Source organism: Vibrio sp. 10N.247.311.49, from assembly GCF_041467655.1.
GTDB classification, from domain to species: domain Bacteria; phylum Pseudomonadota; class Gammaproteobacteria; order Enterobacterales; family Vibrionaceae; genus Vibrio; species Vibrio crassostreae_C.
Genome location: NZ_JBFSVA010000036.1, coordinates 1 through 16,924 on the forward strand (window position 1 = coordinate 1; position 16,924 = coordinate 16,924).

A 16,924-nucleotide genomic window follows, 5' to 3' on the forward strand; every position below is an offset into this window, starting at 1 on the left:
CTAAATCACTGAATCGACGTGGCCTACCGCGCTTATTCTGTTTGCTTTGCGCCCACCCGCTAATCGCCTCTTCATCAATCCAAAAGGTCAGAGAGCCACGGTTAATGAGTGATTGGTTGTATTGCTGCCAGTTGGTTGTTTTGTAACGAGGTTTAGGCATAGAGCTACGAGTGAGAGTGGAGGTAGCTGATCAGATCGTAGGTTCTTGATTTAGTTCTATTGAATTACGCAACAAAGCCTATCGGCATAGCCTGCAGGCTTTTGAATGGCGAGGAAGTAGATATAGCCAGAGAGTTTTTCGTTACAGCTGGTACGCACAGATTTGAGTCGGTTGAAACTGTTATAGCTATAAAGCGTATAACAAAAAAGCGTATAACAAAGCTCTACATTTAAAGTCTCATATGCACCGCAAGCATGGTGTCACGCTGAATCCTAAAAAGGACATCAAGCCACTACTTGCAGTTGCCAAGAAATCGCGTAAATACCAATGGTTGAAGTAATATGATTCAATCGCCTTCCAGCAATCTGTGCTTAATCTTCACCAAGGCTTTAATAACTTCTTTAATCCGAAGTAGAAAGCGAAGTAGAAACGCGACAGAGGCTCCTTCGGGGCGAGTCCAATACACGGCAGAGGGACGAGCCTAATACTTAGTGGGAGAATCTGCTAGTTCTATGCCAGAGGAAGACATAAGTCGTAATCGAGTGAGTGTTACCACCCAACCCTCAGATTTCTTCTTTTCGAATCAGGGCAGGTAAAGCTCTCTCTAAACTTGGGGCCAGTTCAATTAGCCCGCTTGGGGTTTTCCGACCTAGAATTAGGTTTAATTATGCCGAAAAGTTATGCAAAAAGGAGCGTATGATTTGCCTTTTGCCGTTGTAGAAGACTAAGAGCTATAAAGTTTATCACGTCTGACGTAGGCTAAGGTCGCCCTTTCACGAATTAAGGAGGGCGTTAAAGGGAGAGGTTCTAGGCGGGATCGGCGAAGTTAAGGTGAACACCGTAACAATCTGAGCATGTGTGAATGCCAAATCAAGTGATGTGTTCTGCTGGGGTTCTGAGCAAAATAGGAAAAAGAAAAAAACGACATATGAGATCGTTGATGGTTACTGTCATGGAAGCTGGCCGGGAGCAACTAATGAGAAAATAAAACACTGCTCTCAACGGATCTTGTGGGACTTCCCTTTCGATATCAACCTCTAATCCATCAAGTAACGAGCTTAAAACCTAAAGAACATGAGTACTGCTGAGGACATTTTTCTGTTGAGATGTAACCAGTTCCGCTATTGGCATGCAAGATTCCCAAATCGTCTACTAATTAGATGGAGGATGAATTTTTCGGGGAAATGTGTTCAATACCCCAATCAGCTGTAAATCGTAGAACGATTAACAAGGATGCCGTGTTCGGCCAACGTATAACTTAGATTGGCAGAGCTCAAAGTCGTAGAGGCATACCAGCGAACACACCAAAGAAGGAGGTTAGGGCGAAGTTTTGCCATTTGAACTCAAAGTTGGCCAGAGGGCGGGATTCGTTAAAACTCTCTTCTGTATATACATTATTACTGCGCTTTTCTAAATTTTTCATTATAAATTATAAATTAATTATTATAAAAATAATGATTAAATATATATTTTATCATTGTGGTCAAATATGGGATATAATATATGAAATTTCTAAAAACAAATTCATTTAAAAAACTATGTTTACTCGCTTTTTTATTTAATATTAATAGCGCTTTTTGCTCTTCCACTGGACCTAGAGAGGAACCTTTTTCGAGGCTTTATCTTGAAGGCACCTATGTGAATTTATCGCCAAATTCTAAAATATACGCCAATAATAGAATGCAGGCCGAAATTGAAATTTATTATCAGTTGAAATCTAATTACACGTTTGACAATGCAAGTCTCAAAAAACTCTATACGGCGGAAACGATTGACTCGCTCTCCGTCTCAGATTCTCACAGCGGGTATGTATTAGATATCAGGCTTGAGGATGGAAGTAACCGAAACAGACGAAGAGAAGGCTATAGGAGTGTTTCTAAGTTTGTTTCAGGTAACCGTGCAGATGTTTATCATCTGTGTGTCCAAGCGACGGCCACCAATAATATCACTGGTGAATCTCTTACCCAAAATACTTGTAATGGAACCACAAACAAATCTTCTGCCATCGTCGAATTGTTGACCCCAAGAACCTTTACCAGTTCAGATTTTACCTACGAAACAAGCAATAGCGGATGGAGTGATGGGGCCATTCTTCATCTCAATAAGTATAAGCCTAACAATTTTACGCTCCAGAAAGTTTGGCAAGAAGGGGGGCTGAGATTTAATAATGACCACCATAGGTTGCTGGGGACTTATAGCAACAGCCAGTCCTCTTCCGCCTTATACTGGATATATGATACAGATGCTGGCCATATCAACATACCATTTTCAACTACCTATGACACTGGCTGGAAAGACCGGGTTGTCTATGGCGATCTCAATACAGATGAGGCCATTATATTCGTCAGCTCATTTGGGCGCGGTATTTACAGCAGCAACTCTGCTAACATCTCTAAAGCATTTCCTCCCTATGACTGGAACCAAAGTATTAGTCCTGATGGAAAAATAGTGTATTTCGAAGATAAATTTGGCAATAGAGGATACTTTAGTTTTTCAAGAACTAGCTACAATGATTATTTCGAGGAAGGGTACTATTTAAGAAGAATACATAGTGAACATAATTAATAGGTGATTAATAAAATGTCTTTTTTATCGAATGCACATAACTTCTCAATTATTAATAATTCAGGTGTCGATCCTAGGACTGGGGCTTATATATGTTCAATAAGGCTCGCTGATTTTATATCACATAAAACCGTAGGTTCTCCCATTTCCTTGGTATTAAACTATCGTGCCGAAAGTGTTCGAGATGAAGGGTTTGGGAGAGGCTGGCTTCTTTCTTTCAGTCGTTTTGACAAAGAAGATAGTATTATTTACCTGAGCTCAGGACAAAATTATAAAGCGATTTATAATCATCAGACTAATGAATATAAACTCCCATACAGAAAAATTAAAGATATTAAGTTACTCTATTCTCTCAGTAATAATGAAATTAATGTTATCTATAAAAGTGGGATTGTAGAATCGATAGACTATGAAACGGGAGCCTTGAAAAAGATCACCTCCATCCAAGGCTTGGAAACAACATTCCACTATAGAGAGAGTGACCAAACTAGCAAATTGTGGAAAATAACGGATGGCTCAGGAAGAGAATTACGGATAGATTATTGGTCTGAAGACTTAAAAACAACGGTCACACAGGTTGTAGGTGGAGAAACCTATCAAACACTGGTTGTTGATAAAGAAAGCAATGGTATTTATAAAAGATTAACAACGCTTCATTTACCTGATGACGAGTCGAATATCACTTTTGAGTACGAATACCTGAGTAATATTAACTATGATCTCCTGACAGTCTTTTCTCATCCCAGTGGCCTGAAAGAAATCCTCACTTACCAAAATGAAGGGCACAGCTTTCCGAGCGGTGGGCCGGTCAGTAAAGTCCCTTATGTGACTATGCATCGATTTGTCGCTGGGAATAATCAACCTGACCGAGTAACAAACTATACTTATTCAGATAAAAACTATCTCGGTTTTGCTAGTGAAGCCGCGTTCGTCAATGGAGAAGATACTCTATTCAAATCTAGGAGTGACTATGAGTATAGTAGTGTCGAGAAAATAAATAGCACGCAATCCATAACACGGTCTTATAATAAATATCATTTACAAAAATCTATAGAATATCGCCACAATGAGGTTCTTTACAGAAAAGAAGAGTACGTTTATTACGCGGAGATAAATACCAGTATTGAGCATCAACCAGCCAATTACTCATTTCTGAAGGAAAAACATGAAACTCACTATGAAGATTCTGATTCTAGAACGTTTGTCCATAAGTATCAGTACGATGATTATGGGAATCAAACCTTAATTCGAGAGATAAATGGTGATCAAACGAAGCGAGTCTATTACACCTCTTCAGGAGAGGGTCAAGCATGCCCTCCAGAGCCTAATGGGTTTGTTGCCTTCCTGCAGGAAGAAACTTTCCAGCCAGCTTCCTCTATTACTAGTCATGAACAAGAGAGGAAAAGTGTCTTCACCTACCAATCCTTACCCCGCATCGGAGGAGGCAACTTTGTCGTCCTTAAACATGAAGAGAGCTCTCTGAGTCGTGTAGATTATGTTTACTTTAACAATGTTGAAGAGCTTACTCATGGTCAATTACAAAAAACCTCTACTTTTATCAATGATTTTGTTTCACGAAAGGACTTGTCGTACCGTTATACCGACCAAGATGTTGAAATTACAAGCGCACTAACAACACATGATAATTTAGTCGTTACCACCCAAGTCAAGCATGATTTAAAGAGTGGTGAAGCCGTTCAGTGGGTCGATAGTGAAGGAGTTATCTCAAGTTGTCGATACGATCTTCTTGGTAGGCGGACTCGAGAGATAAAGGCGGAAGGGACGGATTATGAAGCGGTAGTGAAGTATGTCTATCGTGTTGGTGATGGGCTCAATCAATTGAAGAGCATAGAGCCTACCGGTATCCAAAGCGTCGAAGACTACAACAATGCAGGCAAGGTCATTAAGACAAAACGAAGTGATCTTAATGGTCAACTCATCGTGTTGAGTGAACTCAGCTATAACAGCCTGGGTCAATTGATTGAGCAGCAAGAATTTGATAACTTTTCGACCAGTTCTTCAATGGTAACTAACTACGAATACGATGCCAGAGGCAACCTTAGTAAAATCACCCACCCAGAGGGAAGGATAGAAGTCATCAAGCAAAACCCCGTCAAGATGACTATAAACTATTCGATACAAGGTTTGCTTTCAGAAATTCGTTCTTTTGATTTAATGGGTAACTTATTAACAAAGGAGCTGCTCAACAGTCATGGGAAACGGTTAGCGTTTTTCCAGAATACTTATGATGCCTTAGGCAACTTGGTGTCGAGCACAGACCAGAAAAGTCATACTGTTGAATACACCTATGATACCGCAGACCGAGTTGTTTCAACACGTCAAATCTACGATGGTGAAACGCTTGAAATATCAAAAAAATACGTCCGTTACAGCCATGATCTTTTGCCTGTTGAAACCAGTGTTAATAATAAAACCATTGGGATTAGGGTGTATGACGGGCTATCTCGCATGGTATCTGAAGTGTCGAGTTCTGGAACTGAAAAACAGTCTTTTAGCGGGGCTTCTCCAATTCCCACGAGGGTTGTTATGGCGGATGGTAATGAACTCGAGATAACGTACAATAAGTATTTGAAGAAAGCCACGGCCTATAATGTTTCAGGCAACGAAGCGTTGAATGTCACCTATCACTACGACGCAAAATCTGGTCATCTAGTACGTGCAGAGAATAAAAATCTCATCAGTGCTTATGTGTACTTTAAAGATGGGATGACGAGAGAGGAGATGGCGTTTTTCCCCAATACGTCTGTTAGACTTTTTAGCTTTGAACAATATCACCTTTCAGGCAGGCTGGATTTTAAGCACGATTATTTTGGTAACGTCGTTAGATACAGCTATGACCGCTACGGAAGAATGTTTTATATCGAATATATTAAGCAAGATTCGAATAATGAGAGTGTCCATACATTCAGCACTTTAAATTATGATCACTATAGTCGCTTGGTCGGATGTGATACTTATAGGGGAAATGATCACCTTCAAATTAAACTAGAATTAAACGATGTCGGACTAGAAACGAAAAGAAGTGTTCATCTAAACTCTCAATTACAGTTTTCTTTGCAACAAGTTTATAACGATGAACTTCAAATCAGCCTAAAGACACTCGAAAGAGACAACAAAACAACGGTTGAAAAAATGTCATACGATGATTTCCATCGACTAGTTGATTATCAGTGTGATGGCTTTGAACACCCCAAAGATACATTTGGCAACAAAATCATTCGACAGCAATATAGTTATGACTTGTACGGCAATATAACCAAACTTATCACGTTTTTTTCAGACGGTACCGACAATATTTGTACATATACTTATGATACTGATGACGTGGTGCGTCTTACGTCAATCTCTAATACCCACATTAGCTACTCTGAATCGGCTAACTTAACTTATGACACATCAGGAAACATAACTAAAGATGAGCGGGGGGCGCTTTATCATTATGACGCTCTTGGTCAATTGAATTCAACTTCTCTGCCTATTAACAACAAGTCTTATCAATTCGAATACGACGCTCAAGGGCGTGTAGTGGCGCAAATTGGGCAAGACGAACCCAAGATGGAGCTTTATTATCAAGGTGACCAGATAGTCAACGAATTATACGATGGATGGCACACTTGTTACCATAACGTGGGTGGTTTATGGACGGACCGTACTATTTCTTCGTACCTCAAGTTTAATATCAGCCCTTCAAATTATGATACCTCGGTGCATCTTGCTGAACATCAATACTTACTAGGAAACGCCCAACATAGTGCTATCGCTACTCTAACCTCACACCATGGCGATGATACTATTTCGACAGAATACAAAATGTACACCCCCTATGGACAAGGTTGAGGTGAAGGCGTGATTTATAGAGGAAATGTTTATCATGAATAAGAATTATGGTTCATCCGGTGTTAATCAAAGATATATAGATCTATCAAAAAGAACTTTTATCAAGTATTCCACCTCATTGGCTGCTTTATCCCCGTTTATTTACTTTACTCCAAGATTTCTCTTAGCTGGCGAAGCCTTTAAATCAAAATTTGAATCTTCAGGGTTAATTGTGCCTGTTAAATTTTCTCAGAGTCGGTTAGGTTTTAATGGCGAACGTGAGATTAGCGACATTGGTTCAGGGCTATATCATTTAGGCAATGGTTTTCGGATTTATAGTTCAGGTTTGACTCGCTTCCATTCTGCAGATGTGTTGAGTCCTTTTGGAGAGGGAGGGAGTAACTCCTATAGCTATTGTTTTGGCGATCCTGTGAATTTGCGTGATCCCAGCGGAAAGTTTGCGATATCCAGTTTAATTATAGGGGCGATTGTAGGGGCAATTCTAGGGGCGGGCATCTCCGCAACTGCAGAAGGAATTCGGGCGATAGTGACGGATACGCATTTTGAATGGGAACAAGTTGGGATTGGGGCCGCACTTGGCTTTATCTCAGGAGGATTTGGCGCGGCAGCAACGGGAGCAAAAACCAGTGTACAAGTGGGCCTCGCGATTGCTGATGCTTCTGTGTCAAGTGCAGTTAGCTTTGGTCTTGAATTGGCGACTGGCTCAAGTGCCAAAGATGCCGCTTTAAATGCGGGAATTGGGGCGGTAATAGGCCTTGTAACGTTTGGGGCAGGAAGAGGGATCGGGGTGGCTCGTAGCAGAAGAGCATTGATGGCTACACGACGCCAAGCGATGGAGATGGTTGAGTTAAGACATTGGTCCCCTCTTGAAGATCTCACGACCATAACAAGGCAGCGCTCACCAGGTTATCAAAGAACAGCAGCTATCTACAGGAGCGCCGACGATTATGTCTACAGCCATGGGGGGATTGGGTTAACCATGACGCCAGATGGTTTTAAAACAGCTGGACGGCTTGCGGAGTATCTACCAGAGGGCGCGCGAAGCGTTCAGAGGTTTAATTTGCAAACCTGTTTCGGGGCGACCGGAGGAAGCATGTTTTCTCAAGGGCAGGCTTTAGCCAATCATCTAAATACTAGAGTGGTTGCTTGGCCAGGTAACTACGTCCGCAACCTACCCGCAACTTCAGGGAGAGTGTTCAGACCTCAAGCCCCTGCATTAGCCAGGGTGACCAATAGCTTCAATACCGCGGCTGGTAACCTGAATAAACTCGTCATTTATGGTAGGAATCCGTCTTGGTTATGATAGTTAGAATGACAGTAATTTTTAACTAATGTGCTTTTTTACAAAAAATCTAGAGGTAAGTTGGTGGGGATAGGGGTTGTTGCCAAATTTGGGTAAAAGTAAAAAACTTCTGTCTGGCCTTTTGCCGAGTCCCGTCCTATGGCTAACTTTTAGTTCAAATGGAAACATAATATTCTCCCAGTTTGGTTGTTTATTTCATTATTGTAGCGGATTACTACAGGTGGATGCCGGCATTGCAACTGAGCTTGAAGCAGCAGCGAGTGAGAGCGTCCGGTTATTGGTTCTTTATCATCGAGGGGGAGTTCACGCTCAAGCGATAATGTAACACTCTTCTTGTCTGGGCCTTCATTAGTATTAGAAGTGCTTATCTCACTGGCATATGACACTTTTAACATTGAAGGTTGCAACCCGATCGCTGTCGCATTCGCAATGAGCAACCCAGGCTCGGTATCACCTTGTTGAACAAAACCAGCAGAACGGGCTGGTAGGAGTAACTCTAACTCGAGGGGCGAGTCGTTGGGGATGATGCTTAAAATCGGTGTGCTTGGCTGCCCACTTTGGCTTGATAGGCAAGATAAAATGGCGACCACTTAAGTTAGGTGTGTTAGTAGAGGGGATGACGAGCGGAGATTGCATTGTGTTTGCTGAAGTCAGTCGAATTGCACGTTCAACGTTACAAGTACTAGAGGTACTCGAAGTGTGCATGAAAAAGAAAATTAATGTCTATATTGCAAAGGAAAACTTACAGTTATATGGCTCGAGGCAATCTCATATCACCGCTAAGGTGCTAGGAATTGCGGCAGAAATCGAGCGTGAGTTGATCTCGCTGAGAACGAAGGAAGCGCTCGCCGCCAGAAAGAAAAACGGAATGATTCTCGGAAGACTGAAGGGCCAAGCCGAGAGGGTGAAGCGCCGAGTACGCTGCGTGACTATATGAAGCTAAGGGTTAAGAGAGTTGTGAAAAGTGCTTGGCGGGAGACATGTGCTTACCAAAAACGGCTGCAATAATGAGGAGCTCTTGTTTTCGAATGTAGTAAATCACATGGTGCTTCAAAGGAAAGCGGAAGTAGTCTTGGCCCAACTCTGAAACTTCTATGCCGATCAACTTATTGCTAGTCAGTAATTCCATTGATTACTTTAGTTCTGAAAAGTAAGTGGTCCATTGTGTTTGCCCCCATCGCTCTAATGTATAGCGACGAATATCAATGAGATCAGACTGCGCTGCATAAGAAAGCTTATATTGCGTCATTAATCAAATTTACCTTGGTCAAGTGCATTCATGAAATCGTCACCGTCGACTAGGTTATCTGATAGAACATCGGCCTCTGCTTGTTCGAAGCGCGATTTCACCACCATCAATTTCAGGGCTTCAAGTTGCTCATATTCTTCACAAGACATCATCACCGCAACCGGTGAACCGTTCTTATTGATTTGTACGGGTTCACGTTGAGCCTTCATTAGTAAATCGCCAAATTTAGTTTTAGCTGTATTAGCAGTAAGTGATTGCATAATATTCTCCTTTTCGTTCATTATAAACGAATCGAACGCTTTAACTGATTTGTATGATTTTAGTTATACGGTTAATCCAATGGCGTGTCCATAAAGGTGTAATTTAGTGGATACGACTTGTTACCCCTCTCAGAACTGTCCAGTTAGTCTTTTAAATGTATATGTACACTTAATTAAAACTATCTTAATGTTCACTTTAGGGTTCATTTCATGAAAATTGGCTATGTCCGTGTCAGTATTCAAGACCAAACGCTCGACGTTCAACTTGAACAGGTTAAAGCTATAGGTTATGAAAAATTCACCAAGAGCAAGCGAGGGGGGGGGAATCCCCAGAGAGAGAACTGCTTAACCTGTTGCTGGACTTTGCGAGGGAAGGGGATGTTATTCACGTTACTAAAGTCGACCGTATTTTGATCGTAATACCATTGATGCTTTGCAAATTGCTGAGCAGCTAGCGAGAAAGAAAGCCGGTTTGGTCTTTCATTACTTGGGCGATTTGGATATTAACAGTGATGTGGGCAAGAGCGCGCGCTCAGAAGGGAGGCACCTCTAAGACGCTCACCAACTCATTCAAGAGATTGCAAACCAAGGCATGAATAAACTGAGCTCAGTAAAGAGTTAGGGTGTAGTCGGACGACTGTTTATAAGGTCTCGGGATAAAAGTGTAGGTGAATTTGTAAAAAATCGTATTTTGCAGGGCAGCAGGAAGATATATGTTAACTTCAAATTAAACCTTTACAAAAACGAGATAATGGATAATAATGTCATCGCTCTGTTGTTCAGAGTTATTAAATGAAACATCAAGTTGTAAAAGTAAAACCCTCAGAATTCCTCGTTATTGTTGTTTTCCTCAGTGTTTCCCTTAGCTTCATAGATACATTAAATAATTCCAGCTCTCAGCGCATCGCATTTTGCGATTAATTTTTATCTTATATAAGGGACACAATATGTCTAACAAAACAAATGGCGTAGTAAAATGGTTTAACGAAGAGAAAGGTTTTGGTTTTCTAACTCAAGACAACGGCGGTGCTGACGTATTCGTTCACTTCCGTGCTATCGCATCTGAAGGTTTCAAGACTCTTAAAGAAGGCCAACAAGTGTCTTTCGAAGTAGAGCAAGGCCAAAAAGGTCTTCAAGCTGCAAACGTTGTAGCTGCATAAGATTTTAAGTAGGCGCGAGCGGAGATACCGCTTGCGTCACTTCCCCCCATCTTAGAGTACTTATTTATAACTCCCCACGAAAATATCCAATATTCTCCCAATACTTTTTGTATTTGTCGTTACGTTTCTTATTTACTTCGTTTTTATAAATAAAATTATTAATATATCTCAATAGTAGTATCTCTAAAAGACTGCTAGCTTCGTTATATCTAACGAAAATAAATAAGGATCAACCATGTCTCGAACAACAGGCCGTAAACTTTTTTGGTTTCAACAACAAAAGAAAAAAACGATAAATAATAAATAGGAATAGTATGAAGATCACATTTAATTTATTTAAAGATAACCTCTCTTGGGGTGGGATTATTCACCAACTTAATGGTGATGTTTTAAGGCGCCACGTGTTAGTGAGCGGAAACGTGGATGATATGAATATTAAATTTTCATACTGCGAAACGACTTTAACAGGCAGCATTACTGATCAACATGATTGTGTACTTGGTGATTTTAGTATTTTGGCTTAAATCTAAAGCACAGGCTTGTAATTAAGCTTACTAATAATTGATTACACAGTTGTCCGACTGAACCCTAACTCTTTGTTGATTGTGTGCTTGATATCTTGCTCCGTAGGCTATTGACTACTTTGGTAAAGCGGCTTGTTAGGAAATCGGTCGACATGCATTCCTCGGCTCGTAATCGCCCCCTGATTCCATTGTAATACAGCAAGATGCGCTTCTTCATATTTCAGCGGAGGCGGAAATTGTGGTGTAAATGACTCTATATACACCTCTATTTATAAACCCTAGCCCTTAAAGTGCTTTATCAAATACTTCGGGCGTAATGTTAATATACCAATCTAAATTTACTTTCTTGCGCCTGATTAGCCCTCGCTCCTCAATAATTTCACAAGATACGCGGAAGTTGTTTGGAGGGACCTCTCTCCTAAGAAGTTGGTTAATAGCATGGTTGACCACCGTAGACTTACCTTCTTTGACTCCCTTCACGAATCCCTTTGCCAAACAACTTAATATCTCTTTTTGGATTTGGCTGAGTCTTTGATTTCTCATTTCATATTTTTATTATTCCTTGTAGCAATGATTAAACTTTAAATTTGAGAAGGAGGGTATGTTGTTTGGGTATACCTTATTGTCACTAGTTGAAAATTGCACCTAACCATTAAATGTCATAATATAAATGACATACCTATTTAGATCATAACCTAAAAGTCACTTAATCAAAATTATGTACATATTTGGATACTTAAGAGCATCAACTATCGAACAAGATGCAGAAAGAGCAAAAAAGACCTTATCAGAATTTGTTGAACAAAAAGGACTTCGTATTGCTGCTTGGTATGTTGAGCAAGAATCTGGCGCTTCGTTGCAAAGACCTAAATTACTGCAATTATTAAGTGATGCTAAAAAAGGGGATTTGATCATGATTGAGCAGATTGATCGACTCTCTCGTCTAAATGAATCTAGTTGGTCTAAATTGAAAGAAATGCTGTACGAGAAGGAATTGAAAGTCATTAGCTTGGATTTACCAACTAGTCACATCGCCATGGCTCCTGAAATATCCGATGAGTTCACGAATTCGATGATTAAAGCGATCAATAACATGATGATGGATATGCTCGCGGCGATTTCTCGTAAAGATTACGAAGATCGACGTCGACGCCAAAAGGAAGGCATAGATAAAGCTAAGACAATGGGCAAGTATCGAGGAAGAAGGCCCGATTTAGAGTTGCACGAACAAATCTACAAACTTCGAGTTCTTAAGGAGATGAGCATCAATGAAACAGCTAAGTTTGTGGGAGTGTCACCACGAACGGTCGTTCGTGTCGTCAAAAGAATGAGAGTTGAGCGTAACGAGAGCTAGGCATGTCTCACATCAAGTTGGTCCGGAATCGAGCAATTTTATAGCAGAAAGCGAAGTGATAGCGCTATTCGTGAGGGTTGTCTTCGTAAAGCAGGAGCCTCGCCCTTAAACTAGCAAGGCTTTATACTTTCTCGGCTAATGAGAAAGTTGTGCTAGTTCGTCTTTATTCAATCCTGTGACATCCATAATGGCTTCCTGATCTAGACCATTAAGCATCATCTTGCGCGCCATCTCCTTGAGGGCTTCTTGGCGTCCTTCTTGGCGTCCTTCTTGGCGTCCTTCTTGGCGGCCACGTTGCTCGCCTTGTTGGCGCAATTGTTCTGCAATAGTCATAAGTGTGTCCTCGTGTTTCGGTACTGATGAGGCTAGTGACGTAATTAACGCCTCTAGGTTGTTCGTTTCACCCACTTGGAGTAAGTAGCTCATCAATGACTGTACTTGCTTATCTGTAGTGTAATCGGTTAAGAGCAATGTGACCAGAGGCTCAAAGAAATCCATGATATCCCGATGCCTTGCGTGCTTTTGGACAAGCTCAAGCAATGCGATGCGGCGATGCTGCATTATCTCATCATCGGAGATGACCGTGACATCGACTAATGGAAAATCTTGAGTATAGAGCGCTTTAGCTATAAGAGGGTTAACGAACCCTTTTAACCAATTCATCTCATACGGGTAGGGTGAGACCTTACCATGGTAAAACTGCAACGGGATCACCAGAGGTAAACGCTCATGGCCAGCTTCAATATGTTGCTGCATGGCGGCGATAGCGTAACGCATTAGTCTGAATGCCATGTGTTTATCTGGTCGACTCTGGTGCTCGATTAACGCGTAGACGTAACCTTCCCCCTGAGACGTTGTAAGAGAATAAAGGACATCCGAATAGTAAGGCCGTAAACTTTCTTCAATAAAGCTGCCTGATTCGAGTTTTAGGGTCGTCAAATCACAGATTTCACGCAGCTCAGCAGGCAGGTGAATATCCAATAAGTCCTTAGCGGTTTCTGGATGAGTGAGAAACTGCTTAAAGAGGGCATCATGTGGGGTTGGCGTGGTCTTTTTCATTTTATTATCCTAACACCAAATGAGTTAAATCAGTATCACGATAGGGATTCTGCGCTAGCTTAATTTCTGCTCACGCATCAATTTAGATTATTTAATGTGATTCCCAAGGGAGGTTGACGGGGGAGTGTAAAATGAGAGCAGAGTGCAACAATAGTTAGCCACGCCTAACATTAAGTAGGCTTTCTAACAAAACTCTATTAATCGATTAGGTTTGTAGTAGAAAGCCCCTCTCAATTAGGCCTTTTTCTACAGCGAGATTTATATGCTATAAACGCTGTAACAACAATGGTTAATTGACTAACATGTATCGCTCGGGGATGTTTTAAAATCATCAAATTTTAAGATTAGGTTTTTTGGTGAAGTTTGTGTTTTGGGGAGTCACACTTGGAGTTCTGTAAATAAGTGTACGTTATGAAGCCAAAGTCAAAATACCAAGGGTAGCGAGTAAACAAGAGACTATTTTCGTTTTAAGGTTCGTGCGCTCTTTTAAAAAGAAGTAACCAAAAAGAATATCGAGGATGAAGGCTCCTTGGAATAAAACCATGACTAAACTAAAAGCGCTAGTGTTAAGCACTTTTAAGAGAAAATAGTAGCTTGCTGTTCCGCAAGTGGCTGTTATTACGGCGTTAAATAGAACTTTTTTGATTAACCTATAATGAACTTTAAATAGTAGAGGCGTCAAAAAAGCGGTTCCAGAAAAACCGATAAAAAGGATAACGCTAGTAGGTAAGTACAACGTAAGTACTTTATCAAAACCAATGGCTAGAGTGAGAAAGATTGGCGCGAGCCACGCGTGTAGATTGTTTGAAAAAAGAAGATTCATGTTGTTACTTGTGCTGATGAGCAGTGAAGCGACAAGTATCAGTATAACGCCAGTCATTTGAAGGAAAGTCAGTGTCTCATTTAAAAAGCTAACCCCGAACAGAGCACTCCAAATGATCTTTGTTTTAGAGATTATCGAGACAGAGCCTAATTCAATTGAAGCACGAGCCCTAAAGGTTGAGTACGCAAACCCAAGCCATGAGAAAACACTGAATATACTTAAAAGCAACAGCTCCCAAAGTTCACTTGTATTGTCGAATTTTGTAGGGATTTGTTCGATTTCGAAGATAACAAACAGAGCAGCCAGTAAACTGCATGTAATTTGATAGGCTATTAAATATTCATTACATAAAGGATTTTTCTTAAGAAAGACTCGTGAAATCCATTTGTCTAATGAACTTAAAGTCATAGCTAGAGCTAATATAGTGTAGGAACTTATCATTGTTTCTCAATGTGAATCGAGGTCTTGCGTTTTATGAGTTCAAATAGTTTTCGGTTATTGGGGCTACTCTCTTCTCCTTTAGTAATAGCAACGTGATTATAATCAGTTTCAATTTTAGCTATGAAATTTGGAATGACGCTTTGAAGCATGAGTAATTCGAAAATAAACTTACTTAAAGGAGTTCCAGGAAGTAACTCTTTATTTTGAAACTCGCCCGGCCAGTGCGCCCACCCCCAATCTTTTATGACGTATATCCCACCTGACTTTAGATAAGGGAATGATGTCAAGAAAGCGGATTTTGTTGGTTCATATAAATGGTTGTAATCATCAATAATTAGATCTACATTTTTTGTGGGGAAGTGTGATTCTAATATTTGAATGACCTTGTCTGTATGCTCTTGCTTTACTCCACAATAAGGCTCTATTACAGAGTGTGCTGAAGACCCCTTTCGGTATTGACTTAAGGCTGGATGCTCTTGGCGTTCGTCTATGCCTATGATGGAGTCAGGGGTGTAAATCTTATCGAGTAAAACGAGACTCGCCCCGTGATATACCCCAAACTCAATAATGTTTTTTGGACTCCCCCAAGAAACCAAATGAAATTCAACTTCGTCATCAATGGAGAAGTGTTCTTCATTATGCCAGCGTATTTTATCTCAAGGGTCATTATAACTATTCATACTTAGTATAGGCCTGATAATTTCCATAGCCTGCAATGCTACTGTATGTAAAGATTTGATATTAATTAATTATTAATTAATTATTAATATAGTTGATATTTTTAGTTTATTCTCCTTAGATCGTTTTACTTTATTTAACGCTTCTTTCGAAAATTCAAAGATAGAGGGAACATAATGGATAAGTCCGAGCTAATATTAAAGACCACTAAGGAATTAAAAGACATAGCTGAATCAGGGGCTAATAAAATTGCATTGGCCATGCAAGAAGCAAAAAAAGCTAATTACATAATTTAATCATTAAGGTCGCCTATATCACCGTAGTGACCGATAAATAATTAGTGGTGGTAATTATTTCCTATTGTTAGTATCGGGTTTATTCTTTTTAAAACATTTAATGACTTAACGCTCAATAGTGACCGAGGGATTCATGAAAAAGACTAAAAGAAATTTAACTCTCGCTTCTATTGTGATCGTAATTATAATTATGCACAGCCAAAGAAATACGAAACCAAATTTTACTTTCCCGGAGTGCGAAGAAGAAAGAAGCGTTAATTCCAATGTCACCTTTTATATTGATAATCAGATTGGTAACAAGGAAGAGTTAAAAGGCAGATTGCAAGAAGCGGTAAAGATGTCTAATACGATACTGTCTAACTCATGCATCCCTATAACTCGTGTGTTCAAGGATAGCCATTCTGTATCAATATCTCATGACAGTATGTCTATCTCCTCTGTGCATTCAGACCTAAAACAAGCAATCAGTTCTTCGAAGGTAAACTCGTTTTTAGACGCTCCAAAAGAGCAGTATGTTTTGGTTTTAAGTGATAATCATCCATTGGTCATCGAAGAGGAGATTAATGGGATGACAATGGTTAACTTGAACGACAGCTTTGTACTGCTTGCGGAGGACTTCCCGATTACCGTGCTAGAACATGAGCTAGGACATTTAGGGTGGGCAATGCATGAACGGCCTAACTCTGAAAGTGGAGACTTTTGGATCATGGAACAGGTCTTTGCTGCAAATAGAAGTAAAGTAAAACCTTATTCTGGAGCTTTTCATTGTTCTAACTACGGGACAGTCATGAGTTATTCTGAAAAGGTTGTCCCTGCTTATTCAAGCCCTCTGAGCAGCAACAACGGTGAACCATGTGGTAATGAAGAGTACGCGGACAATGCCAGAGTTATGCGCGAGTATGCGAAAACTTTGCAGTGAAGTGTCCACCTCTTCATCGTTAGAGCAGAGGTTGTTGAATGCTCCCCTAGTAAATGCACTGTATCAATATATTTTTTGTTCTGTAGTGGCTAAGTGAATTTGACCACTATTAGGGGTTTTGCTGTACCTAAAGTAATCCGTTAAATGCTAATTTAACAATACATATAACACGGAATTGTCCAGAGACGTGTTATGCCGCCATGCATTGGGACTGTGCTCTGGGTGTGCTCTGGGAAAAGATCGCCTTAGTGTTCACTTTTTGGGAGTGGTGTGAT

General features: G+C 40.4%; 13 protein-coding genes and 3 pseudogenes. 9 read left to right on the plus strand and 7 right to left on the minus strand.

Annotated elements, in window-relative coordinates; genetic code table 11:
- A partial coding sequence (locus AB6E54_RS21350) for a transposase (RefSeq protein WP_372169032.1) occupies nt 1-160 on the minus strand: 160 nt, incomplete at its 3' end.
- 1,503 nt (nt 161-1,663) lie between these two features.
- On the opposite strand from AB6E54_RS21350, the gene AB6E54_RS21355 reads away from it, so the two are divergent.
- The 4 genes and pseudogenes from AB6E54_RS21355 to AB6E54_RS21370 form a co-directional block, all read left to right on the plus strand.
- On the plus strand, nt 1,664-2,725 hold the full coding sequence (locus tag AB6E54_RS21355) for a hypothetical protein (protein WP_229648408.1): 1,062 nt from the start codon (nt 1,664-1,666) through the stop codon (nt 2,723-2,725).
- Between the two features lie 15 nt (nt 2,726-2,740).
- Nucleotides 2,741-6,583 (plus strand): hypothetical protein, encoded by a 3,843-nt coding sequence (locus tag AB6E54_RS21360; protein WP_229648407.1) that lies wholly within the window; start codon nt 2,741-2,743, stop codon nt 6,581-6,583.
- Between the two features lie 34 nt (nt 6,584-6,617).
- On the plus strand, nt 6,618-7,886 hold the full coding sequence (locus tag AB6E54_RS21365; protein ID WP_016800081.1) for an RHS repeat-associated core domain-containing protein: 1,269 nt from the start codon (nt 6,618-6,620) through the stop codon (nt 7,884-7,886).
- Nucleotides 7,887-8,454: 568 nt separating this feature from the next.
- Nucleotides 8,455-8,796 (plus strand): annotated as a pseudogene (locus AB6E54_RS21370) (recombinase family protein); the annotation flags it as partial.
- A gap of 36 nt (nt 8,797-8,832) precedes the next feature.
- Here the strand turns inward: AB6E54_RS21370 and AB6E54_RS21375 are convergent.
- A pseudogene (locus AB6E54_RS21375) lies at nt 8,833-9,135 on the minus strand (type II toxin-antitoxin system RelE/ParE family toxin).
- Nucleotides 9,135-9,395 (minus strand): type II toxin-antitoxin system Phd/YefM family antitoxin, encoded by a 261-nt coding sequence (locus tag AB6E54_RS21380; RefSeq protein ID WP_069592240.1) that lies wholly within the window; start codon nt 9,393-9,395, stop codon nt 9,135-9,137. Before AB6E54_RS21380 ends, AB6E54_RS21375 begins: the two are co-directional and overlap by 1 nt.
- Before the next feature lie 210 nt (nt 9,396-9,605).
- On the opposite strand from AB6E54_RS21380, the pseudogene AB6E54_RS21385 reads away from it, so the two are divergent.
- From AB6E54_RS21385 to AB6E54_RS21395, 3 genes and pseudogenes are all read left to right on the plus strand, one after another.
- Nucleotides 9,606-10,055: pseudogene (locus AB6E54_RS21385) on the plus strand (recombinase family protein).
- A gap of 287 nt (nt 10,056-10,342) precedes the next feature.
- Nucleotides 10,343-10,555, plus strand: a complete 213-nt coding sequence (locus AB6E54_RS21390) for a cold-shock protein (protein WP_102258025.1) — start codon at nt 10,343-10,345, stop codon at nt 10,553-10,555.
- A gap of 314 nt (nt 10,556-10,869) precedes the next feature.
- Complete coding sequence (locus tag AB6E54_RS21395) at nt 10,870-11,079, plus strand: hypothetical protein (protein ID WP_016800083.1); 210 nt, start codon at nt 10,870-10,872, stop codon at nt 11,077-11,079.
- A 285-nt stretch (nt 11,080-11,364) separates the two neighbouring features.
- Here AB6E54_RS21395 and AB6E54_RS21400 read toward each other — a convergent pair whose 3' ends face one another.
- Nucleotides 11,365-11,622 (minus strand): hypothetical protein, encoded by a 258-nt coding sequence (locus AB6E54_RS21400; RefSeq protein ID WP_016800084.1) that lies wholly within the window; start codon nt 11,620-11,622, stop codon nt 11,365-11,367.
- Between the two features lie 175 nt (nt 11,623-11,797).
- Between AB6E54_RS21400 and AB6E54_RS21405 the strand changes: the two genes are divergently transcribed.
- Nucleotides 11,798-12,433 carry a recombinase family protein gene (locus AB6E54_RS21405; protein ID WP_017103703.1) on the plus strand — a complete coding sequence of 212 codons (636 nt, stop codon included), beginning with the start codon at nt 11,798-11,800 and terminating at the stop codon, nt 12,431-12,433.
- Between the two features lie 135 nt (nt 12,434-12,568).
- On the opposite strand, the gene AB6E54_RS21410 is transcribed toward AB6E54_RS21405, so the two are convergent.
- From AB6E54_RS21410 to AB6E54_RS21420, 3 genes are all read right to left on the minus strand, one after another.
- Nucleotides 12,569-13,492: an Rpn family recombination-promoting nuclease/putative transposase gene (locus tag AB6E54_RS21410; RefSeq protein ID WP_102421439.1), complete on the minus strand. Its 924-nt coding sequence runs from the start codon at nt 13,490-13,492 to the stop codon at nt 12,569-12,571.
- Between the two features lie 409 nt (nt 13,493-13,901).
- Nucleotides 13,902-14,756, minus strand: coding sequence for an EamA family transporter (locus AB6E54_RS21415; protein WP_016800581.1), 855 nt, complete (start codon nt 14,754-14,756; stop codon nt 13,902-13,904).
- Complete coding sequence (locus AB6E54_RS21420) at nt 14,753-15,352, minus strand: class I SAM-dependent methyltransferase (protein WP_371997471.1); 600 nt, start codon at nt 15,350-15,352, stop codon at nt 14,753-14,755. Before AB6E54_RS21420 ends, AB6E54_RS21415 begins: the two co-directional genes overlap by 4 nt.
- A 511-nt stretch (nt 15,353-15,863) precedes the next feature.
- On the opposite strand from AB6E54_RS21420, the gene AB6E54_RS21425 reads away from it, so the two are divergent.
- Nucleotides 15,864-16,649, plus strand: a complete 786-nt coding sequence (locus AB6E54_RS21425; RefSeq protein WP_102561499.1) for a hypothetical protein — start codon at nt 15,864-15,866, stop codon at nt 16,647-16,649.
- The last annotated feature ends 275 nt before the right edge of the window (nt 16,650-16,924 follow it).